The 23,435-nt window shown below is 73.0% G+C and carries 10 protein-coding genes; 8 read left to right on the top strand and 2 right to left on the bottom strand.

Annotated elements, in window-relative coordinates:
* Positions 1 to 60: 60 nt before the first annotated feature.
* The gene (locus ACFC79_RS16800) at positions 61 to 969 is read right to left on the bottom strand and encodes an endonuclease/exonuclease/phosphatase family protein (protein ID WP_376241010.1); all 909 of its coding nucleotides are present in this window, start codon (positions 967 to 969) and stop codon (positions 61 to 63) included.
* 564 nt (positions 970 to 1,533) lie between these two features.
* On the opposite strand from ACFC79_RS16800, the gene ACFC79_RS16795 reads away from it, so the two are divergent.
* From ACFC79_RS16795 to ACFC79_RS16775, 5 genes are read left to right on the top strand one after another with little or no spacing between them, the layout of a single operon-like run.
* A complete protein-coding gene (locus tag ACFC79_RS16795; protein WP_376240723.1) occupies positions 1,534 to 2,400 on the top strand; it encodes a 3-hydroxyacyl-CoA dehydrogenase family protein in 867 nt (288 codons plus the stop codon).
* Entirely contained in the window at positions 2,397 to 2,675 is a 279-nt protein-coding gene (locus tag ACFC79_RS16790; RefSeq protein ID WP_376240720.1) for an acyl carrier protein, read from the top strand. Before ACFC79_RS16795 ends, ACFC79_RS16790 begins: the two co-directional genes overlap by 4 nt.
* Positions 2,668 to 3,777, top strand: a complete 1,110-nt coding sequence (locus tag ACFC79_RS16785) for an acyl-CoA dehydrogenase family protein (protein ID WP_376240717.1) — start codon at positions 2,668 to 2,670, stop codon at positions 3,775 to 3,777. Before ACFC79_RS16790 ends, ACFC79_RS16785 begins: the two co-directional genes overlap by 8 nt.
* Before the next feature lie 27 nt (positions 3,778 to 3,804).
* Positions 3,805 to 4,881 (top strand): HAD-IIIC family phosphatase, encoded by a 1,077-nt coding sequence (locus ACFC79_RS16780; RefSeq protein ID WP_376240714.1) that lies wholly within the window; start codon positions 3,805 to 3,807, stop codon positions 4,879 to 4,881.
* Between the two features lie 46 nt (positions 4,882 to 4,927).
* The gene (locus ACFC79_RS16775; protein ID WP_376240711.1) at positions 4,928 to 5,590 is read left to right on the top strand and encodes an O-methyltransferase; all 663 of its coding nucleotides are present in this window, start codon (positions 4,928 to 4,930) and stop codon (positions 5,588 to 5,590) included.
* Between the two features lie 62 nt (positions 5,591 to 5,652).
* Here the strand turns inward: ACFC79_RS16775 and ACFC79_RS16770 are convergent, their stop codons facing one another.
* A complete protein-coding gene (locus ACFC79_RS16770) occupies positions 5,653 to 6,948 on the bottom strand; it encodes a carboxymuconolactone decarboxylase family protein (protein ID WP_376240709.1) in 1,296 nt (431 codons plus the stop codon).
* Positions 6,949 to 7,355: 407 nt separating this feature from the next.
* On the opposite strand from ACFC79_RS16770, the gene ACFC79_RS16765 reads away from it, so the two are divergent.
* The 3 genes from ACFC79_RS16765 (at position 7,356) to ACFC79_RS16755 (ending at position 23,201) form a co-directional block, all read left to right on the top strand.
* Positions 7,356 to 21,056 (top strand): type I polyketide synthase, encoded by a 13,701-nt coding sequence (locus ACFC79_RS16765; RefSeq protein WP_376241009.1) that lies wholly within the window; start codon positions 7,356 to 7,358, stop codon positions 21,054 to 21,056.
* A gap of 572 nt (positions 21,057 to 21,628) precedes the next feature.
* The gene (locus ACFC79_RS16760) at positions 21,629 to 22,693 is read left to right on the top strand and encodes a 2,3-butanediol dehydrogenase (RefSeq protein WP_376240707.1); all 1,065 of its coding nucleotides are present in this window, start codon (positions 21,629 to 21,631) and stop codon (positions 22,691 to 22,693) included.
* Positions 22,694 to 22,997: 304 nt separating this feature from the next.
* Positions 22,998 to 23,201 carry a cold-shock protein gene (locus ACFC79_RS16755; RefSeq protein WP_376240704.1) on the top strand — a complete coding sequence of 68 codons (204 nt, stop codon included), beginning with the start codon at positions 22,998 to 23,000 and terminating at the stop codon, positions 23,199 to 23,201.
* Positions 23,202 to 23,435: the final 234 nt, after the last annotated feature.

The raw sequence follows: 23,435 nt of genomic DNA, 5'->3' as shown, positions 1-23,435 counted from the left end.
CGGACATGACCGGACACCGGCGTGACCGCGAGAGACCGGGGCTCCACCAGGACGAAGCGTCTACCGGCCCAGGGCGATCCCGGCGGCCACCGGCAGGTGGTCGCTGCCGGTCGGGGGCAGGGTACGCATACGGCCGACGGTCGCCGAGCGGGCCATGATCTGGTCGATCCGGGCCAGGGGGAAGGCGGCGGGGAAACTGAGGGCGAGGCCGCGTTCCGCCACATTCATGCGTGAGGTCAGCGGGGTCAGTCCGCGGTCGTCGACGGTGCTGTTGAGGTCGCCCAGCAGGATCACCCTCGTCAACTCCTCGGCGGCGACGGCCCTGCCGAGCAGCCCGGCGCTCTCGTCGCGTCGGGCGGAGGCGAGTCCGCTCGTCCCGACCCGGACCGAGGGCAGATGCGCCACGTACACCGCGATCTCGCCGTGCGGTGTGTGAGCCGTGGTCCGCAGCGCGCGATTCCAGGACTCCTCGATCCCCCGGGGCTTGATGTCCAGCGGCCGGATGCCGGTCAGCGGATGCCTGGACCAGAGCCCGACGGTCCCCCGGATCGCATGGTACGGATACTGCGGGGCGAGAGCCTTCTCGTAGACCGCCGATGCCGGGGGCACCAGCTCCTCCAACGCGATGAGGTCGGGCTCGGCGGCGGCCAGGATGCGGGCCGTGCCCGCCGGGTCGGTGTTCTCGTCGCTGACGTTGTGCTGCACGGCGACCAGGTCGGGCGTGCCGGAGGCCGTCCCGGGCAGGAGCAGCCCGCCGAAGAGGTATGCCCAGGACGCCACCGGCAGGAGCAGGGCCACGAGTGCGACGACGGATCGTCGCCACAGCGCCGGACCGAACAGCAGCACGACCACCAGGCCGAGCCACGGCAGGAACGACTCCAGCAAACTGCCCAGACGGAGCACGGAGTTGGGCACGGCCCGGTGGAACGTCAGCAGCCCGGCCACCAACAAGGCGAGCGCCGCGAGCAGGCGCCCCCGCGTCCGGGCCGACCGGACCTCCGCCTCCCCGGGCGCGTTCGCGCCGGTGGCCCGACGCCGAGGCCCTGAGGTCGCCCCGGCCGTCACCACCGGTGCCGGCCCGCTGTCCGTACCCCGCACCCGCTCCGTCATGGTTCCCCTCCCGATCGGCGACGCCGCAGGACGATCCTCGCAGGAGAGCCGGACACCCGTCGTCGCGAACGACCGGCGCGTGGCCGGGCCGGTTCGCCGCGACCGCAGCGGTGAGGCCCCGGGCGCAGCACTCCGCGGCGGGTGGTGTTCACGCAGGCCGGGGCGCGCGGAGCGCCGGACGAAGGATCCACGGCGCCTGCATGGGCACCTCAACCGCCTGCTGGGGCAGTTAGGGGTTGGCCGCGGAGTCGGCCCCCCATAATCTCTCCGGAGAAGTCGGCAAATTAGGTCGATGATTATCAACTTTTCCATTGTGGATCTGTAAAGAAGCTTTCCTGTCAGGTACTGCGGGGACCGGGAGCCATAGCATTCGGCACCGTCCTCGTGCAGGACGCAATCAATCAAATTCACTGTTGGTGGCATATGTTGGCGAATGCGCAATCGGATTCGATTGCTGTGCTCGGTGCAGGGGTCATGGGCCGCAGCATCACCGCACTGGCGCTGGGCCGCGGGGTGGACGTCGTGCTGGTCGACGTCTCGGACGACGTGCTGCGGGACGCCCGGACGGAAATCGCGCAGCAGATGCGGCACGGGCAGTTCATGGGCGCCTTCCCGTCCGGCCGGACGCCCGGAGTGTTGACAACGACGCTGTCGAACAAGGACGTGGCGGGCGCCGGTTCGGTGATCGAGGCGATCACCGAGGACGCCTCGCTCAAGGCACGGGTGATGGCGGAGGTATCCGCCGTGGTCCCCGCAGGCGTCCCGCTGATCACCAACACCTCGGGAATCCCCGTCGCCGAACTCGCGAAGTCGGTGCAACGACCCGCGGAACTGGCCGGGGTGCACTTCATGAATCCGGCCTACCTCATCGAGATGGTCGAGGTGATCCGCGGCCCGCAGACCGGCGACGACGCCATGGCCGCCGTCCTTTCCCTTCTGGAGCGGCTGGGAAAGAAGACCGTCGTCGTTCACGACGCGCCGGGATTCGTCACCAGCCGGCTGCTCCATCCCATGATCAACGAAGCGGCGAGGATCGTCGCCGAGGGCACCGCGAGCGTCGAGTCCGTCGACCTGCTGATGCGCGGATGCCTCGGCCATGCGACCGGCCCGCTGCGCACCGCCGATCTGATCGGTCTCGACAACCTCGCGGATGCTCTGCGGCTGCTCGCCGAGCGGACCGGGAATTCCACCTTCGAGCCCTGTGAACTCCTCATGGAAAAGGTGCGCCGCGGTGATCTGGGGCGCAAGACGGGGCGCGGTTTCTACGATTACGGAGAGGTGCTTTCGTGAGCCAGGAGCTGGCAACCACCGCTGAGGGAATCGCGCAGGCGATCACGGCGTTCGTGTCGAAGCGGGTCGGGGCGGACGTTCCCGCCGACCGGGACCTCTTCGAATCCGGACTGGTGTCCTCGCTGTTCGCGATGGAACTCGTCGTCCACCTGGAGCAGGCGTTCTCCGTGCAGATCCTGGGGGACGACCTCAAGCGGGACAACTTCCGGTCCGTCCAGGCCATGACCGCCCTCGTGCTCAGGCTGAACGGCACCGGGCGGGCCGCCGATGCCTGAACCGCTCGCGGACGCCCGGGGGATCGTCGACGACCTGGTCGGTGACCGGGCCGCCGAGTGGGACCGGGCCGGTCTGATCCCCGACGACGTCCTGCGCACACTGGCGGCCCGCGGCCTGCTGTGCGCGGAGGTGCCCGAGGCATTCGGCGGAGTCGGGGCGAGCAGCGCGGTGAACGGCGAGTTCACCGCGCACGTCGGCAGCCGGTGCAGCTCGCTGCGGAGCGTGATGACCTCGCAGGGCATGGCCGCGTGGACGATCCAGCGCCTCGGCAACCCGCAGCAGCACGCCGAGTACCTGCCGAAGCTGGCAGGAGGCCGGCTCGCCGCCGTCGCGTTCAGCGAGCCGGAGGCGGGCAGCGACCTGTCGGCGATGACCACCACCATCGAACCCGACGGCGACGGTGTCGTCGTCCGCGGGCAGAAGGTCTGGACAACCGCTGCCCACTACGCCGACGTGATCGTGGTCGTCGGGCGGTACGGCACCGGCGCGGCCGCCGTCGTGGTGCCGACGGCGGCTCCGGGCGTCACCGTGACCAGGGTCCCGCGGCCGTCCGGCTGCCGGGCGGCGGGCCACGCGGACGTGATGCTCGACGACGTGCGACTGCCGGCCGGTGCGGTACTCGGCGGCGGGCAGCCCTTGATGCTGCTGGTGACGACCGCGCTGGCGTACGGGCGGATCTCGGTCGCCTGGGGTTGCGTGGGCATCCTGCGGGCCTGCCTCGACGCCGCCCGCCAACACGCCCGCACCCGGCGGCAGTTCGGGAAACCGCTGGCCCGGCACCAGCTCGTGGGCCGACATCTGGCGAACCTGCTGACCGATGAGCAGATCGCCACCCGGATGTGCGAACACGCCAGCCGGTGCTGGGACGACGGCTCTCCCGACATGGTCGTCGCCTCCGTCCTCGCCAAGCAGGTGAGCGCCGTCCGGGCCGCACAGGGCGCTGCCGCGGCCGTACAGGTCCTGGGGTCGGCGGCCGCGCACGAGAGCCATCCGGTCGAGCGTGCGTACCGCGACGCGAAACTCATGGAACTCATCGAAGGCAGTACGGAGATCTGCCAGCTGATCCTTTCCGACCACGCCGTGTCGACGACGGCGGGATGAGACGGCGAGACGAGTCAAGGAGAAGCAGTGGCCGAACAGCCCTCGATCGTGAAGTGCCTGGTGTGGGACCTCGACAACACCCTCTGGCGGGGCACGCTCCTGGAGGACGGTGAGGTGACGCTCCCCGCCCCCGTCAGGGAACTCATCACCGAACTGGACAGCCGCGGCATCCTCCAGTCGGTCGCCAGCAAGAACGACCACGACCAGGCGTGGAAGCGGCTGGAGGCGCTGGGCGTCGCCGAGTACTTCGTCCTGCCGCACATCGGCTGGGGCCCCAAGTCGGACTCGGTGCGGGAGATCGCCGACGAGCTCAACTTCGCGCTCGGCACCATCGCCTTCGTCGACGACCAGCCGGCGGAGCGGGCGGAAGTCCAGTTCCATCTGCCGGAGGTCCGGTGCTACGACGCCGAGCGCCTGTCCGAGCTCGCCGCTCTGCCGGAGTTCAGCCCGGCGACGGTGACGGTGGACTCCCGCCGCCGTCGGCAGATGTACCAGGCCGGATTCCTGCGGAAGTCGGCCGAGGCGGAATTCCAGGGGCCCAGCGACGACTTCCTGCGTTCCCTGGAGCTGGAGATGCGCATCGGACGCGCCACCGAGGACGAGTTGTCCCGCGTGGAGGAGCTGACGCTGCGCACCAGCCAGATGAACGCCACAGGAGTGCACTACTCCATCTCCGATCTGCGTAGGCTGCTGGCCGACCCACGCCACGAGGTCCTGGTGACCACGCTCGGCGACCGGTTCGGGCCGCACGGTGCGGTCGGCCTCCAACTGGTGGAGAAGCACGCGGACGTCTGGAACCTGAAACTGCTGGCCACGTCGTGCCGCGTGGTGTCGTGCGGTGTGGGTTCGGTGATCCTCGGCTGGCTCGTCGACCAGGCCGCGGACGCGGGCGCCCACCTGGTCGCCGACTTCCGGCACACCGAGCGCAATCGGATGATGGAGATCGCCTACCGCCTCGCCGGTTTCACCGGCGAGCCCTGCGACTGCCGGGCCGTGCTGCCCGCGCCCGCCCAGGAGGACATTCAGCGGCTGCACCTGCTTCCGGCGCCCTGCGCTCCGCCGCCCACGATGAAGCTGCACGCCGTCAGCCTTCGCGGCGTCTGAACACGGGCGCGCGTCCGACCGTTCGATCACAGAAGATGGATGACGCATGGCGAACCAGTTGGGTCTCCCGGCCGGACTCTCGGAATACATCCGGGAATCCTCCCTGCGCGAGGACGAGGTCCTGCGGCAGTTGCGCGAGACGACATCGGAACTTCCCGCGGGCAGCGCGTTGCAGGTCATGCCCGAGGAGGGACAGCTGCTGACCCTGCTGGCCGGTCTCACCCCGGCCCGCAGGATCCTCGAGATCGGTACGTACACCGGGTACAGCACCCTGTGCCTGGCCCGCGCGCTCGCGCCCGGCGGCCAAGTGGTCACCTGCGACATCACCGACCGCTGGCCGCGGATCGGCGCCGACTACTGGGCCAGGGCGGGCGTCGACGGGCGGATCGACGTGCGCGTCGGTGACGCGACGGACACCCTCGGGGCCCTCCTCGCGGACGACGGGCCCGGCACGTTCGACTTCGTCTTCATCGACGCCGACAAGCAGCGCTATCCGGACTACTACGAGGCGGCGCTGACCCTCGTCGGTGATCACGGCCTGATCGTGGTCGACAACACCCTGTTCTTCGGCAGGGTCGTCGACCCCGACGCCCAGGACCCGGACACCACCGCGATCCGCGCGTTCAACACGCTGGTCCGCGACGACCCCCGGGTGGAGATGTCCCTGATTCCCATGGCGGACGGCATGACGCTGATCCGGAAGAAGTAGCGGGCGGAGGCGGACCGGGACTCGGGACTCCGGTCCGCCTCCGCCCGCCACGAGAGCCGTGCTCAGCCGACCACCCTCGGCACGTACGCGGCGTGCGCCCCGTCGGAATAGCGGCGGAGTTCGACGCCGTACACCTCGGCGGGATAGAGCTGACGACCGAGGAACTCGATGACCCGGCTGAATTCCGGTGGAAATTTACTGGCCACGATGACCATGCGCAGTCGGCCTACGGAGAGATTCGCTTCGAGCGTGCGCAGGAACGAACTCTCATCGGTTGCATATCCCATTTCCATGAGCAAATGTTCGCCAGTGCTGTTGTACAGCTGTGACGTGTATTCGAGCGAACGCTGAAGTATGTGCAGCGGCCAGTGCCGCGCACCGTTGCCCGCATAGTCGAGTGTTTTGCCGAGGGCGTCATTGGGATTCCACGTGTCGTGGGGTTCCACCACCTCGACGACGGTCGGCACGCCCTTGGAGTCGGCGAACAGATGGGTGGCGCTGAAGGAATAGCCGTCCGTGTCCGGCATGACGTCCGCGGGATTCCTGCGGATCAGCAGCAGCCGGGAGCCGGCGCCGTGCACGCTCGCGGCCGTCGTCAGCAGGTCCGGGTAGCGGACGAGGATCTCGTGCAGGGGCGGCTCGGGATGGGCCGTCGTCGGCGCGAGCAGGGAGAGCCCCGCGCCGTTCTGCAGCACGATGCGCCGGTCCGGCGCATCGGCGCGCGGCGTCGGCGGACGTGCCCCCTGCGGGCGTGCATGCCTGCCCGACCTCATCTGCGCGGGGTCCGCGGGCAGTACCGCCGGACGCTCCAGCCAGGGGTCGATCGGGGCGACGGAGGAGTTCAGGATGAAGGCCAGCGTCTTGTACGTCCCGGTGAGCGCCAGTAGTTCGAGGAACTGCTCCTCGCTGTAGCGCTCGGCGAGCTGCTTCCAGGTGCCGTCCGAGATGACGGACCCGGTGTGGAGCTCGTCGACGGCCGTGAGCAGAGCGCTCTCGAAGAGCGTCCACTCGGAGGTGTCCTCCGTGGCGACCAGGGCGATCTCCGTCTCGGTCAGCCCGACGAACAGCGCCGCGGCGTGGTGGTGGGCCCAGATGTAGGCGGCCTGGGAACGCCATGCCGTGCGCAGGATGACGAGTTCGCGCTCACGCGCCGGGAGGACCTCGCCGGCCACGTGGGCCATCAGCGGCTGCATCGCGGGCAGCAGTGCCGGGTGGTTGGCGATGGTCCGCATGACGTTCGGCGGGGGCCTGTCCGCGAGGAGCCCGTTCAGTGACTCCTTCGCCGTCCGGGCATAGGCCCGGCCGGCGGGTGTGACGGCGAATTCCTCCACGTCCTGCGGATCGATCCTGGGCCGCATGCCCTCCCCCTCGAGCTCGCTCGTGTGCGTCGGCATCTCAGGGACGGGCGACCGACTGCGGAAGTCCCACGGGGCCGACGAAGTCCCAACGATAATGCAATCGGAAAGGTTTTCGCACATCGGTACTCGGGTACGGAAGGATTCCTCATTGTGCATGGGTGGTCGCGGTGATGTGATTCGCGTAAGCAAATACGGAGATGTCGGTCTCGCGCCGGGAAAAGGTAAAAGGAAAGTCATTGGAGCTTCGCTGGTGCCCCTGTAGGATCACGCCTTGTTGATCACGACTTGAACGGCATTCCTGTGCCGGGTTCTCGGAGAACGAGCGTGTGGCGACATGTGCTCTCTCCCCGCTGAGCCTGCTGAGACGAATGAGTTGGGGGAGCGGAGCCGTGAGCCGAGCCGAGTCCATGTCCGCCGAGCACATCCGTGCGAGGGACAACGCCATCGCAGTGGTGGGAGTGGCGTGCCGGCTGCCGTCCGCGGAGGACCCCGAACGGTTCTGGCGGCTGCTCACGGACGGGGCGAGCGCGGTGGCACAGGTGCCACCGGGCCGGTGGGGCAACGGGGCAGCGGCCTCCGGCAATACGGGTCGGGGTGCCTTTCTGGACGAGGTCGACCGCTTCGACGCAGAGTTCTTCGGGATCTCCCCGCGCGAGGCCCGGTCGATGGACCCGCAGCAGCGCCTCGCGCTGGAGCTGGGCTGGGAGGTCCTGGAGGACGCCGGAGTCCTGCCGGCCGCGGTCCGGGGCAGCGACACCGGGGTGTTCCTCGGTGTGACCGCGGACGACTACGCCGCACTGGCCCGGCGCAGGGGGCCGTCGGCGGTCGGGCACCACACGCTCACCGGTCTGAACCGCAGCGTGATCGCGAACCGGATCTCCCACTTCCTCGGACTGCGGGGACCGAGTCTGGTGGTGGACACCGGACAGTCGTCGTCGCTCGTGGCGGTGCACCTGGCATGCGAGAGCCTGCGGCGCGGGGAGTCGACGACGGCAGTGGCCGGCGGCGTACAACTCAATCTGGTACAGGACAGCGCGATGGCGCCGGACCTGCTCGGTGCCCTGTCCGCGGACGGCTGCTGCTTCACCTTCGACGAGCGTGCCGACGGGTACGTCCGCGGCGAGGGCGCGGGCATGGTGCTCCTCAAGCCGCTGGCCGACGCGCTGGCCGACGGCGACGAGATCTACTGCGTCATCGAGGGCGGCGCGGTCAACAACGACGGCCCGGCCGAAGGTCTGGCGACCCCCGATCCGCGTGGCCAGCAGGCGGTGTTGCGGGCGGCGTGCCGCCGCGCGGGCGTGGACCCGGCCGAGGTGCAGTACGTGGAGCTGCACGGCACCGGTACGCGGGTGGGCGACCCGGTGGAGGCCGCCGCGCTCGGCGCCGTCTACGGGGCGGACCGGCCCGAGGACAGCCCGCTGCTTGTCGGTTCGGCGAAGACGAACGTGGGGCACCTGGAGGGCGCCGCGGGCATCACGGGCCTGATGAAGGTCGTGCTGTCGCTGCGCAACGGCGAACTGCCGGCGAGCCTGAACTTCGCCCGGCCCAACCCGCGGATCCGCTTCGACGAGTGGCGCCTGGACGTGGTGACGGAGCCCCGCCCCTGGCCCTACCGCGACGGCCGGGCTCTGGCCGGGGTGTCCTCGTTCGGCGTGGGCGGCACCAACTGCCACCTGATCGTCTCCGCCGTCGAACCGGCACCCGGGCGGGCGCCCGCGCGCCCGGGATCCGACGGCACCGGCGGTTCTGTGCCGTGGCCGCTGTCGGGCCGCACCCGGGACGCCCTGCACGCGCAGGCCGCACGCCTGGCCCGCCACACGGAGGAGAACCCGCACCTCGATCCGGTGGACGTGGGCTTCTCCCTGGCGACCACCCGGGCCGCTCTCGACCAGCGTGCCGTCGTCCTCGCGCCGGACCGCACGGGTGCCCTGGACGCGCTGGCGGCACTGGCCGACGGTGAATCCGCGCCCGGCGTCGTACGCGGAACCGCCGATGCCGGGGGCGGGACGGTGTTCGTCTTCCCCGGCCAGGGTTCCCAATGGGCGGGCATGGGCGTCCGGTTGACGGCGCAGTCCCCGGTGTTCGCCGAGCGGCTCGCCGAGTGCGCCGCCGCACTGGCGCCTCATGTGGACTGGTCGCTGCCGGAGGTGCTGCAGCAGGCCGAGGGGGCGCCGTCGCTGGAGCGGGTGGACGTGGTCCAGCCCGTCTCCTGGGCGGTGATGGTGTCCCTCGCGGCACTGTGGCAGGCGCACGGGGTGGTCCCGGACGCGGTGGTGGGCCACTCGCAGGGAGAGATCGCGGCGGCCTGCGTGTCCGGTGCGCTCTCCCTCCACGATGCGGCGCGGGTCGTGGCGCTGCGCAGCCGCATCATCGCCCGCCGGCTGGCGGGGGAGGGCGGCATGCTGTCGGTGCCGTTGCCGCGGGCCGAGGCCGAGGCACGGCTGGACCGCTGGGACGGCCGGATCTCGGTCGCGGCGGTCAACGGACCCGGCTCGGTCGTGGTTTCCGGTGAACCGGACGCACTCGACGCGTTGTTCGCGCAACTCGCGGGCGCCGGCATACGGGTGCGCCGTATCGCGGTCGACTACGCCTCGCACTCGGCACAGGTCGAGCAGGTGCGTGAGGAGCTGACGGCCGCGCTGGAAGGCATCGACCCGCGCCCCGCGCGGGTGCCGTTCCTCTCCACGGTGACCGGCACATGGCTGGACACCGCCGGTACGGACGCCGGTTACTGGTACCGCAATCTGCGGCAGACCGTCGGTTTCGAACCGGCGGTGCGCGCGCTGCTGGAGCAGGGCCACCGGTTCTTCGTCGAGGTGAGTTCCCACCCCGTGCTGACCGGCGGGATCCAGGAGATCGCCGACGCGGCCGACACCCGGGCGGTGGCCGTCGGCACACTGCGCCGGGACCTGGGCGGGAAGGACCGCTTCCTCGCCTGCCTGGCGGAGTTGTACGTGCGGGGTGCGTCGGTCGACTGGTCGCGGTCGTTCGCCGGGACCGGTGCCCGACGGGTGGCCCTGCCGACGTACGCGTTCCAGCGGGAGCGGTACTGGCTCCCGGAATCCACCGACGACTCCGCGGCGGGCGGGGAGGCCGGAGCGGTCGCCCCGGCGGGCGGTACCGGGCGGGCCGACACCGCGCAGGGGCACGCCGCAGGTCCGGAGCCAACGGTTCGCGGGGGATCCGGCACCGCCTGGACGCGCGCCGGTCTGGCACGGCTGGTGCGCACGGAGACGGCGGTGGTGCTCGGCCACTCCTCCGCGGAACGGGTGAACCCGGCGCACTCCTTCCGGGAGCTGGGCTTCGACTCGGCCATGACGGTGGAACTGGTGACCCGCCTGAGGACCGCGACCCGGCTGCGGATGGCCAACACCGTCCTGTTCGACCACCCCACGCCCGAACGGTTCGCCGACCATCTGGCCGCCGGGACCGGCGGCACGGCGACCGACGACGTGCCGCCGGAGCCCGGCGCCGCCGAGTCGGACGATCCGGTCGTGATCGTGGGCATGGCCTGCCGCCTCCCGGGCGGGGTGACCTCCCCGGAGGAGCTGTGGGACCTGCTCTCGGGCGAGACGGACGCCGTCTCCGGGATGCCGACCGGCCGCGGGTGGACAGCCCGGGAGCAGGCCGACGGCAGGCCGGGCGGCTTCCTGTACGACGCGGACCGCTTCGACGCGGCGCTGTTCGGGATCTCGCCGCGCGAGGCGCGGGCGATGGACCCGCAGCAGCGCCTCGCGCTGGAGGTGAGCTGGGAGGCGGTGGAGCGGGCCGAGATCGCCCCCTCGGCCCTGCACGGCAGTCGGACCGGGGTGTTCGTGGGCGCGATGGCCCAGGACTACGGTCCACGGCTGAAGGACAGCTCCGGCGACACGGAGGGCCATCTGCTGACCGGCACCTCGCCGAGCGTCCTCTCCGGCCGGATCGCCTACGCCCTGGGCCTGCGGGGCCCGGCGCTGACCGTGGACACTGCCTGCTCCTCGTCCCTGGTGGCGTTGCACCTGGCGGCGCGGGCACTGCGGGCCGGTGAGTGCTCCCTGGCACTGGCCGGTGGCGTCACCGTGATGTCCGAGCCGGGGATCTTCGCGGAGTTCGCCCGCCAGGGCGGCCTGTCGCCCGACGGCCGCTGCAAGGCGTACGCGGAGGCCGCGGACGGCACCGGATGGTCCGAGGGTGTCGGCATCCTGGTGCTGCAACGGCTCTCGGACGCGATCCGCGACGGCCACCGCGTGCTGGCGGTCCTGCGCGGTTCCGCGGTCAACTCCGACGGAGCGTCGAACGGCCTCACCGCGCCGAGCGGGATCGCGCAGCGACAGGTGATCGGCCAGGCCCTGGACGACGCCGGGCTGGTGCCCGCGGACGTGGACGCGGTGGAGGGACACGGCACCGGCACCCGGCTGGGCGACCCGATCGAGGCCCAGGCGCTGCTGGCCGCCTACGGCCGGGACCGGGACCGCCCGCTGCTGCTGGGGTCGCTGAAATCCAACATCGGGCACACCCAGGCCGCCTCCGGTGTCGCGGGCGTCATCAAGATGATCCTCGCCGTGCGGCACGGTGTGCTGCCCCGCACGCTGCACGTGGACGCGCCGTCGTCACAGGTCGACTGGTCGGCCGGCGCGGTGGAACTGCTCACCGGGTCCGTGCCGTGGCCCCGGGCCGAACGGCCCCGCCGTGCGGGCGTGTCGTCGTTCGGGATCAGCGGCACGAACGCGCACGTGATCATCGAGCAGCCGCCGCAGGACCTGCCCGCAGGCCCCGCCGCGCCCGCGCTCCCGGTACAGGCCGGGCCGACGGTGGTGCCGTGGCCGGTGTCGGCACGGACCGAGGCGGCGCTGGAGGCCGGGCTCGACCGGCTCGCCGCGTTCGTGGCCGCGACCGGCTCGACGGCGCCGGACGTCGGCTACTCGCTGGCGACGACACGCTCCGAACTGGAGTGCCGGGCGGTCCTGCTGGCCACGACGGGCGCCGTCGCTGCGGACGGCGCGCAGGACGGCGACGTGCGGACCGTGCGGGTGGCCGGGGGCACCGTGGCCGGCGCCCCCGCCCCCGTGGCGCTGCTGTTCGCGGGTCAGGGCGCGCAGCGGCCGGGCATGGGCCGCGACCTGTACGCCCGGTTCCCGGTGTTCGCGGCGGCATGGGACGAGGTCCGCACACATCTGGACGGGCGACTGGAGCGGCCGCTGCACGAGGTGGTGCACGGTGACGACGGCGAGCTGCTCGACCGGACCGAGTACGCCCAGCCCGCGCTGTTCGCACTGGAGGTGGCCCTCTTCCGGCTCGTGGAGTCCTGGGGCGCGGCGCCCGATGTGCTGGTCGGGCACTCGATCGGGGAGATCGCGGCGGCGCACGTGGCCGGGGTGCTGTCCCTGCCGGACGCGTGCACCCTCGTCGCCGCCCGCGGACGGCTGATGCAGGCGCTGCCCCAGGGCGGCGCCATGGTCGCGCTGCGGGCCACCGAGGACGAGGTCGCGCCGCTGCTCGCCGCCGGGGGCCGGGTGGGACTGGCCGCGGTCAACGGCCCGCGGGCGGTGGTGCTCTCCGGGGAGACCGCCGCGGTCGAGGCGATCGCGGACCGGTTCGCGGCCGACGGGCGCAAGGCGACCCGGCTGCGGGTCAGCCACGCGTTCCACTCCCCGCTGATGACGCCGATGCTGGACGACTTCCGCACGGTCGTCGAGGGCCTGTCCCTGGGCGAGCCCCGTATCCCGATCGTGTCCACCGTCACCGGGAAGGAGATCGACGCGGAGCGGATCCGCACCGCCGACCACTGGGTCGAGCACGTCGCACGGACCGTGCGGTTCGCCGACGCGGTCGCCGCGGCGGCCGCGGCCGGAGCCCGCACCTTCCTGGAAATCGGACCGGACGCGACGTTGTCCGCGGCGGCCCAGGACATCCTGATCGACGTGACGGACGCCGAGGCGGTGCCGCTGCTGGAGCGCGACGGCGGCGAGGAGTCCGCCGCGGTGACGGCGGCCGCCCGGCTGTACGTCCGCGGCGTGCCGGTGCGGTGGGCCGAGCTGTTCGCCGGGACCGGGGCGCGCCGCATCGCGCTGCCGACCTACGCCTTCCAGCGCGACCGCTACTGGATCGCCTCCACCGGCCCCGGCCCGGCGGCCGGGGCGGCCCGGGCAGGGCTGGACGGTGCGGAGCACCCGCTGCTCGGCGCGGTCGTGGAACTGCCCGGGAGCGGCGGCCTGCTGTGCACCGGGCACTTGGCGGCCGCGGAGCTGCCATGGCTCGACGGCCACGGCGAGGCCGACGACGTGGTCCTCCCCGGGACCGGGCTCGTGGAACTGGCGATACGCGCGGGCGACGAGGTCGGCTGCGGCGTCGTCGAGGAACTCACCCAGTCCGCCCCGCTGGTGCTGCCCGGGGCGGGCGGGAGCGGCGTGCGGATCCAGGTGGCGGTCGGTGGCCCCGGCGACGACGGCCGACGCACGCTGGACGTGCACACGCGGCCCGCCGGCACTCCCGACGCGCCCTGGACGCTGCACGCCACCGGCATCCTCGCCCCCGACGCGCCCGCGGTCCGGGCCGAGGACGGACGGGCATGGCCGCCGGAAGGCGCCGTACCGGTCGGCCTCGATGCCTTCCACACGCCGCGGACCGACGTCGAATCCGCGCACGCCACGACGGCCCGGGCCGTCCGGAGGGCGTGGCGGAACGGCGAGGAGGTGCTGGCCGAGGTCGCACTCCCCGAGCACCTCGCCGACGACGCGGACGCCTTCGGCCTGCATCCCGCGCTCCTGGACGCGGCACTGTCGCTGGCGTCGCTCACCGGTCCCGACGACACGTCGGGCGGAGCGGCGTCGACCGCCTGGCACGGCGTGAGCCTGCACGCCGCGGGAGCGTCGGTGCTGCGCGTACGGCTGCGCAGGACGGGCGCGGACACGGTCACGCTGACCGCGGCGGACGCCGCGGGCGATCCGGTGCTCTCGGTGCGCTCGTCGACCCTGCGCCCCCCGGCCGCCGGCACCCCGCGGCCCATGACCGGCCGGCCGCTGCTGCGCCTGGACTGGTCGCCCGCCCCGGTGCCGGGGACCGGCGGACCCGACCCCGCCCCGGCCGGGGAAGTGGTGCTGGTCCCGGTCACCGCGCCGGTCGGCGTGCCGGTGCCGGAGGCGGTCCGCACCGTCACCACCGCCGTCCTGGACACACTGCGGCAGCACCTGGCGGACGAGGACGGCGACACGGGCGGGAACGGCACCGGTCGGCCCTCCCGGCTGGTGTTCGTGACCCGCGGCGCGGTGGCCACCACGCCCGGAACGGCGCCGGACGTCGTGGCGGCCTCGGTGTGGGGGCTGGTGCGCTCGGCCCAGCAGGAGAGCCCCGGCAGCTTCGTGCTGCTCGATGCGGACCCCGCGGACGACGGGGACCCGGCAGCGGATGCCGCAGCGGTGCGACGCGCCGTGCTGGACTGCGGCGAGCCCCAACTGGCCCTGCGCGACGGCGAGCTGCTGGTGCCGCGCCTGGTCCGCGCCGACGCCGCCGACCCGTCGGCGCCGGGTGCGGTGTGGGGCGGCGAGGGCACCGTGCTGGTCACCGGTGGCCTGGGCGGCCTGGGCGCTCTGGTCGCCCGGCACCTGGTCACCGAGCACGGGGTCCGCCACCTGCTGCTGGCCGGACGCCGCGGCGCCGACACCGAGGGCGCCGACGGGCTGGTGGCCGAACTGACCGCGCGGGGCGCCCGCGTGACCGTCGCCGCCTGCGACGTCTCCGACCGCGCGGCCCTTGCCGCCCTGCTGATGGATGTTCCGGCCGAACACCCGCTGACCGGCGTCGTCCACGCCGCAGGTGTGCTCGACGACGGGCTCGTCCCGGCACTGACCCCGGAGCGGCTGGACACGGTCCTCCGTCCGAAGCTGGACGGCGCCTGGCACCTGCACGAACTGACCCGCGAGCGCGATCTCACGGCGTTCGTGGTGTTCTCCTCGGTCTTCGGCGTCCTCGGCAACGCGGGACAGGCCGCCTACACCGCGGCCAACGCGTTCCTGGACGCGCTGGCAGAACGGCGTGCCGCGGAAGGTCTCACGGGCCTGTCCGTCGCGTGGGGGCCGTGGCCGCAGGACGCCGGCATGTCCACCGGGCTGAGCGCCGCGGAGATGGCGAGGATCGCCCGCGCCGGATTGCCGGTGTCCTCCGTCGAGCAGGGACTCGCCTGGTTCGACGCCGCGAGCGCGGCGCGCAGGGCGTCGGTGGTGGCGGCCCGGGTCGACCGGGCCGCATTGCGGGCGCGTGACACGGTCCCCGCCGTCTTCCGGGGCCTGGTGCCTGCCGGACCCGCCCGCCGGAGGGCCGCCGCCACCCCTCGGGCCTTGGACCTGCTGGCCGGGCTGACGGGCGAGCAGGCCCGTGCTCGTCTGCTGGAGCTGCTGCGAGAGCAGGTGGTCGCGGTACTCGGGCTGGCGGGCCCGGCGGCGGTCGGGGCCGGGCGGTCGTTCAAGGACCTGGGCTTCGACTCCCTGACCGCCAACCAGTTGCGGAACGCCCTGCGCGAACACACCGGTCTGCGCCTGCCCTCGACCCTGGTCTACGACCACCCGACGCCCGAAGCACTGGCCGCCCACCTCTGGGGCGAACTGGGCGGATCCGGCGAACAACACCGGGCGGCCCCTGCCGCGCCGCGCGCCCCGGCGGCCGGGACGCCCGACGCCGGGCCGATCGCGATCATCGGGATGAGCTGCCGGTTCCCCGGCCGGGTCCGTTCGCCCGAGGAGCTGTGGGAACTGCTGGTCGCGGGTACGGACGCGGTCTCCCCGCTGCCCGCCGACCGCGGCTGGGACCCGGACGTGTACCACCCCGACCCGGAGCGGGCCGGCCGGACCTCCGCCGGGGAGGGGGGATTCCTCGACGGGGCGGCCGAGTTCGATGCGGGCTTCTTCGGGATGTCCCCGCGCGAGGCGGCCGCGATGGACCCGCAGCAGCGGATACTGACGGAGCTCGCCTGGGAGGCGTTCGAACGCGCCGGGCTCGACCCGGCCTCCCTGCGCGGAAGCACGACCGGCACGTTCGTCTCCGCGCTCTCCCAGAGCTACGGGGCGGGGGCGTCGGCGGACGCCGACGGGTACCAGCTCACCGGGACGCTCCCCAGCGTGCTGTCCGGCCGTCTCGCCTACCTGTTCGACCTGGTCGGGCCGTCGGTGACGGTGGACACGGCCTGTTCGTCCTCCCTGGTCGCGCTCCACCTCGCCTGTCGGTCGCTGCACTCGGGGGAGAGCGACCTGGCCCTCGCCGGGGGCGCCACGGTACTGGCCGGACCCGACGTGATGGTCTCGTTGAGCCGGCACCGGGTCATGGCACCGGACGGGCGGTGCAAGGCGTTCGCCGAGTCGGCGGACGGCATGGGCATCGCCGAGGGCGCCGGTCTGCTGGTGCTGGAGAGGCTCTCGGACGCCCTGCGGCACGGCCACCGGGTACTCGCCGTCGTCCGCGGGTCGGCGGTGAACTCCGACGGCGCCTCCAACGGGCTGACCGCACCCAGTGGCCCGGCACAGCAGCGCGTCATCCGGCAGGCCCTCGCCAACAGCGGACTCTCCGCGTCCGACGTCGACGCCGTGGAGGCGCACGGGACCGGCACCGCACTGGGCGACCCGATCGAGGCGCACGCACTGCTCGCCACCTACGGCCGGGACCGGGGGGACAACCCGCCGCTGCTGGTCGGCTCGGTCAAGTCCAACATCGGGCACACCCAGACCGCCGCCGGTGTCGCCGGTGTCATCAAGATGGTCATGGCGCTGAGGCAGGGCCTGCTGCCCAGGACCCTGCACGTCACCGAGCCGTCCTCGCGCATCGACTGGAACGCGGGCGCGCTGCGGCTGCTGACCGAGGCCGAGCCGTGGCCCCTTCTCGACCGGCCCCGGCGGGCCGCCGTCTCGGCGTTCGGGATGAGCGGCACCAACGCGCACGCCGTCCTGGAACAGGCCCCGCCGCCCGCCGCCCTGCCCGCGGGCGGAACCGCCGAGCCGGACCCGGCGGACGCCGACCATGTCCGGACCGCGGAACCGGTGCCGGGCGGCCCGGTGGCCTGGCCGCTGTCGGGCAGGTCCGCCGCCGCGCTGCGCGCCCAGGCCGGGAAACTCCTCACCCACCTGGAGAACCACCCAGGGCTGCGGCCCCTCGACGTCGGATACTCGCTGGCGACCACCCGTGCCGCGTTCGAGCACCGGGCGGTCCTGGTCGGCGACGACCGTGCCGCGCTGCACGAGAGCCTGACCGCCCTGGCCCGGGGCACCGCACACCCCGGGGTGTCGCGGGCAACCGCGTCCGGACGCGGCCCGGTGGTGTTCGTCTTCCCCGGCCAGGACGCGGCCTGGCCCGGCATGGCGGCCGGCCTCCTGGACGCCTCGCCCGTCTTCGCCGCACGTGTCGACGACTGCCGGGCGGCCCTGGCCCCGTACATCGACTGGTCCCTCACCGGCGTGATGCGCGGTGAGCAGGACGCGCCTCCGCTCGAAGGGAGGCCCGATGTGCAGCAGCCCGTGCTGTGGGCGGTCATGGTCTCCCTCGCCGCCGTGTGGCGTTCGCTGGGGGTCGAACCGGCCGCGGTGGTCGGCCATTCCCAGGGCGAGGTCGCCGCCGCCTGTGTCAGCGGTGGTCTGTCCCTGGAGGACGGCGCCCGGGTGGTGGCGCTGCGCAGCCGCCTGATCCGTGAACGGCTGTCCGGAAGCGGCGCGATGATGTCGGTGATGGGTCCGCGCGAGCAGGTCCAGGCGGTGCTGGACCAGGTATCCGGCGCGGTCTCGATCGCGGCCGTCAACGGCCCGAGGACCGTGACGATCTCCGGCGATCCGGCCGCTCTGCACGAGGTCGAGCGCGGCCTGTCCGCCGCCGGGCTCATGCGCTGGCGGCTGCCCGGGGTGGACTTCGCGGCCCACTCCGCGCACGTCGACCGGATCGAGCCCGAACTGCTGGAACTGCTGGCCGACGTACGGCCCCGCGCGTCGCAGGTGCCGTTCTACTCCACGGTGACCGGGGGCCGCCTGGACACGACGGAGCTCGACGCCCGCTACTGGTGCGGCAACCTGCGCCGGACCGTGTCCTTCGCCGAGACGATGACCGGCCTGGTGCGCGAGGGGCACGGCGTCATGATCGAGGTCGGCCCGCACCCGGTGCTCGCGGTCGGCACCAGCGAGATCATCGAGGAGGAGGGCAGCCCCGCGGTCACCCTGGGCACCCTGCGCCGCGACGACGGCGGATGGGACCGCGTGCTGCGCTCGGTCGGCGATGCCCACGCCCACGGGGTGCCCGTCGACTGGCCCGCGGTGCTGAGCGGCGGCCGTGCCGTGGACCTGCCGACCTACGCCTTCCAGCACGAGACCTACTGGACCGCCCCGCCCACCGCGACGCCCCCCGCGTCCGGTGCCACCGACGGACCGCTGTGGGAGGCGGTGGACCGGCGGGACACCGCCTCCCTCGCCGGGCTCATCGGTCTCGCAGCCGAACACGAGGACGCCCTCGCCGCGGTACTCCCCGCGCTGGCGGCCTGGCACGAACGGCAGGACCGGCACGCCCTGGTCGGCACCCTCCGCTACCGCACGGTCTGGACACCGCTGCGCGTCCCGGCCGACCCGTCCCCGACCGGCACCTGGCTGGTCGTCACCGCCGACGGCGCCGACGACGCGGACGTCCTGGATGCCCTGACCGCACACGGCATCCCGTTCCGCCACGTCGTCCTCGACGGGACCTGCACCGACCCCCGGACGCTCGCGGCACGACTCGGCGACCTCGACCACACGGCCGGGGTGCTCTCGCTCCTCGCCGCGGCCGAGGAACCCCACGCCGACCGGCCCGCACTCCCCGCCGGACTGGCCCTGACCGTCTCCCTGACCCAGGCCCTCATGGCCTCCGGAACCCGGGTGCCGCTGTGGACGGCGACCCGCGGCGCGGTCTCCACCGGTCCTGCCGACCCGGTCCGCAACCCGCGCCAGGCCATGGTCCTCGGACTCGCACGCACCGCCGCCGTGGAGGCACCCGCGCTGCGCGGCGGACTCGCCGACCTCCCCGAACGGCTCGACGCCGGGACGGCCGGCCGGCTCGTCTCGCTGCTCGCACAGGGCCCGGCGGCGGACCAGGCGGCGGTGCGCGCCTCGGGCGTCCTCGTCCGGCGCCTGGCGAAGGCACCCGCACGGGCCGACGCGCTCGACACCTGGGCGCCCCGCGGCACGACCCTGATCACCGGCGGCACCGGAACCCTGGGCAGTGGGACCGCCCGTCGGCTCGCCCGGCAGGGCGCCGGACACCTGGTACTGCTCAGCCGTCGCGGCCCCGCCGCGCCCGGTGCCGCCGCACTGGTGGCGGAGCTGAACGCCCGGGGGACGACCGCCGAGGCGGTGTCCTGCGACGTCACCGACAAGGACGCCGTGGCCGCTGTGCTCGGCAAGCTCTCGGCCAACGGCACCCCGGTGCGCTCGGTGGTCCACCTGGCCGGTGACCGCGCTCTCGGACCGCTCGCCACGGCCGGCCCCGACCACGTCGCCGACGTGGTGCACGCCAGGGCGACCGGAGCCGCGCACCTCGACGAACTCCTCGACGACACCGCACTCGACGCCTTCGTCCTGCCCTCGTCGGTGGCAGGAACCTGGGGCGTGGGCGACCACGCCGCACAGGCCGCGGCCGGTGCGTACCTGGAGGCGCTGGCGGCACGGCGCCGCGCCCGCGGCGCCCGCGCGACGTCGATCTTCTTCGGCCCCTGGGAAGAGGCCCGTGAACAACTGGGCGAACCCGACAGCGAACAACTCCTTCGCACCGGGGTGTCCTTCCTCGACGGCGACCTGGCCCTGGCCGGTCTCGCCCAGGCACTCCACGAGGAGGAGGGCGCGCTGACGGTCGCCGGCATCGACTGGAAGAGCTACCTGCCCGTCGTCACCACATCGGGCCCCCAGCCCTTCTTCGGCGAGCTGCCCGAGGCGCAGGACCTCACCCGGCCCGAACCCGCCGTCGGCGACGGTGACTTCACGACGCGGCTGCGAAGCCTCCCGGCGACCGAGCGGCGGCAGCTCCTCGTGGACCTGATCCGCGGCGAGGCCGCGGCGGCACTCGGCCACGCATCCGGCGAAGCGGTCGCCGAGCACGCGGTGTTCCGCGACAACGGCATGGATTCCCTCGCGGCGGTCGACCTGCGCAATCGGCTCGCCATGGCGACCGGCACTACCCTGCCCAGCACCGTCGTCCTCACCCACCCCACCCCGGCCGAACTGGCCGACCACCTCCTCGACCACCTCGCCGCCCCGCCGGCACCCGGCCGCCAGGGCGTCGGCGCCACCCCGACGGACCTCGTCGCCCGCCTCCACCGCGAAGCCGTGCTGGCCGGCCGCCCGGACGACGCCGGCACCCTGCTGTCCCAACTCGCCGCCCTGCGGCCCAAGAGCACCGAGCCCCTCCCACCCGTCGTGGACCGGCTCACCGCCGGCACCTCGGGCCCCCGCCTGATCTGCGTGGCCCCGATCGTGCCGCTGACCGGACCGGACACCTACTTCGCCCTCGCCCGAGCCCTTCCCGAGGACTGGGCCATCTCCTGCCTGACGCCTCCCGGCTTCGGCACGGACGAGGCCCTGCCCGCCACCCGCGAAGCACTCGTGTCCGGACTGGCACAGGCCGTGGGCACCGGTTCCGGCGGGCAGGCCGCAGAGCCGGTGATCCTCCTGGGCACCTCGTCCGGCGGCATCCTCGCCCACGCGACCGCCCGCCACCTCGCCGACCGGGGCACCCCCGTGCGGGCAGTCGTCCTCCTGGACACCTACGACCTGCAGACCCCAGCCGCCCGCGAGCTCCTTCCCCACCTGTGGCACGGCCTGTACGAGCGCGAGCACCTCACCGGCGGCTACACAGCCGGCACCCTGTCCGCGCATGCCTGGACCGAACAGCTCATCCACACCTGGACCCCCGGCCCCGCCCCCTTCCCGACGCTGCTCCTGCGGGCGTCGGAGCCCCTCCCGGCCCCGCCGGGGACGGGCCCGGGACCGGATGTCTGGCAGACCGGTCTTCCTCACATCACCACCACCCGCACCACGCCGGGCAACCACTTCACCCTCATCAACCAGCACGCCTCCACCACCGCCGCCCACATCACCGACTGGATCGGCGAGCAGGGGGCGCATCCGCAGGAGTCCTGACCCGGAGCCGGACCCGGCCCGCGACGCCTCCGACCGGTCGGGAACACGGCTCGCACGTCGGTCGGGGGTGGTGCCGGCACCACCCCCGACACGGGTCCCAGGCCGCCTGACGTGCGGCCGGCCGCGCAGCAGACTCTTCCCCGACCCGGCACGACACAGCCGGGAATCCGACCACGAACGGGGGAGAGCGATGACCAGTCATACACGCCGAACGGTCCTGCGAGGAGCGGCACTCGCGGCGGCGGGCGGCCTCGCCGGAGGCTACGGCCTCGGCAACCACGCCACTGCGGCCCCGGCCGCCTCCCGCGGTGCGGCGGCCGGTAGAGGGGACTCCTCCCCGTTCCTGGAGGGGGCCTTCGCCCCGGTCACCGAGGAACTCACCGCGTTCGGCCTCCGGGTGACCGGGCAGGGAGCGCGCACTTCGGGCCCGGAAGGGGGGCCGAGGAGCGCCCGACCGTATTGGACCGTATTGTCGACTACCGACGGCAATGTGCCGTGCGAGGCGCACCTCACTCCACGGCAGGACTCGACACGAGGTGTGAGCACAACACAGACGAAGGAGCCGGCTCCCAGTGAAGGCTGCACGCTACTACGACCGCGGTGACATCCGAGTCGAGGACATTCCCGAGCCCACGGTCGGTCCGGGCACGGTGGGCATCGAGGTCGCGTACTGCGGGATCTGCGGTACCGACCTGCACGAGTACCTCGACGGACCGATCTTCGTCCCGTCGGCCGGGCACCCGCACCCGGTCTCGGGCGAGTCCGCCCCCGTGACGCTCGGCCACGAGATGTCCGGCGTCGTGTACGCGGTGGGCGAGGGTGTCGACGACCTGAAGCCGGGCGACCGGGTCGTGGTCGAGCCCTACATCCTGCGCCCCGACGTCGACACCAGCGAGAACAACCCGACCTATCACATCTCGCCCGACATGAACTTCATCGGGCTGGGCGGCCGCGGCGGCGGGCTCGCGGAGAAGATCGCCGTCGAGCGCCGGTGGGTCCACCCGGTCGGAGACGTCCCGCTGGACCAGGCCGCCCTCATCGAGCCGCTGTCCGTGGGGTACCACGCGTTCCAGCGCTCGGGCGCGAAGGCGGGCGACGTCGCCCTCGTCGGCGGCGCCGGCCCGATCGGACTGCTCACCTGTGCGGTGCTCAAGGCGATGGGCATCGAGGTCGTGGTCAGCGAGTTGAGCCCGCTGCGCCGGCAGAAGGCGCTGGACGCCGAGGTCGCCGATCACGTCATCGACCCCGCTGCCACCGATGTCGCCGAGGAGGTCCGTCGCCTCACCGGCGGCAAGGGCGCGGACGTCGCCTTCGAGGCGACATCCGTCAACGCTGTCCTCGACACACTGCTGGACGCCGTCAAACCGGGCGGCGTCATCACCGTCATCTCGATCTGGGGCAAGCCTGCGTCGCTCGACATGCACAAGCTGGTCCTCAAGGAGATCGACCTGCGCGGCACGATCGCCTACGTCAACTCCCACCCGCAGACCATCAAGCTCGTGCAGGAGGGGCGCATCGACCTGGCCCCGTTCATCACCAGGACCATCGGCCTGGACGACCTCGTCACCGAGGGCTTCGAGACCCTGATCCACCACAACGAGACGGCCGTCAAGATCCTGGTGGACCCGCACCTCTGACACACCGGTTGCTACGGTGCGCCGATCCGGCCGGTGCACCGGAGCCCCGGCGCGCCGCGGTCGGCTCGGCCGGCGGACTCGGCGGCGCGAACGTGCGGGGCCGATCGGGGGGATTCGGCCACGAGAAGGGCCATTGCTCTCTGGCGGTGATCGATTCCGGAGTGTAGCCTCGCGATTGAGATGTCGTGGTTCGCAGGACCTGCCCGCGCCCTTGGCGCGGGCGTTTCGCTGTGCAGTGCGTGACCAGGGCGATCACCTCCGGGTCCGCATGGTGCGGATCCGACGTCGACTGAGAGGTACGGGCATGGCCAGCGGAACCGTGAAGTGGTTCAACGCCGAAAAGGGCTTCGGCTTCATCGCGCAGGACGGCGGGGGCCCCGACGTCTTCGCGCACTACTCCAACATCAACGCCACCGGCTTCCGTGAGCTCCAGGAGGGCCAGGCGGTCACCTTCGACATCACGCAGGGCCAGAAGGGCCCGCAGGCCGAGAACATCACGGCCGCCTGAGGCAATCGCACAGGCGGTGCCCGGAACGACCCGGCGGCCCACGAGCCGCCCGGGACACCGCCGGTTGTTTCCCGGGTCCTGATCACGTCGCCCCGTCGAGCAGCAACTCGGCGGGGCGACGTGTTGTGCAGGACCGGCGCGGGGGCGGGGGAGCCGCCGCGCTCGGCGGCGGTCGCCGAAGTCCCCCGGGCGCAGCCGGCTCGGCGACGGCACCGGCCGAAAGGCGCGGTGCCG

It is taken from the genome of Streptomyces sp. NPDC056061, from assembly GCF_042266885.1.
Taxonomy (GTDB): domain Bacteria; phylum Actinomycetota; class Actinomycetes; order Streptomycetales; family Streptomycetaceae; genus Streptomyces.
This window is presented reverse-complemented; position numbering and strand designations above follow the sequence as displayed.

Excerpts from the sequence above, each read along its gene's own strand:
- ACFC79_RS16795 (WP_376240723.1), top strand. The coding sequence starts at position 1,534 with ATGTTGGCGAATGCGCAATCGGATTCGATTGCTGTGCTCGGTGCAGGG.
- ACFC79_RS16785 (WP_376240717.1), top strand. The coding sequence starts at position 2,668 with ATGCCTGAACCGCTCGCGGACGCCCGGGGGATCGTCGACGACCTGGTC.
- ACFC79_RS16775 (WP_376240711.1), top strand. The coding sequence starts at position 4,928 with ATGGCGAACCAGTTGGGTCTCCCGGCCGGACTCTCGGAATACATCCGG.
- ACFC79_RS16770 (WP_376240709.1), bottom strand. The coding sequence starts at position 6,948 with ATGCGGCCCAGGATCGATCCGCAGGACGTGGAGGAATTCGCCGTCACA.
- ACFC79_RS16765 (WP_376241009.1), top strand. The coding sequence starts at position 7,356 with ATGTCCGCCGAGCACATCCGTGCGAGGGACAACGCCATCGCAGTGGTG.
- ACFC79_RS16755 (WP_376240704.1), top strand. The coding sequence starts at position 22,998 with ATGGCCAGCGGAACCGTGAAGTGGTTCAACGCCGAAAAGGGCTTCGGC.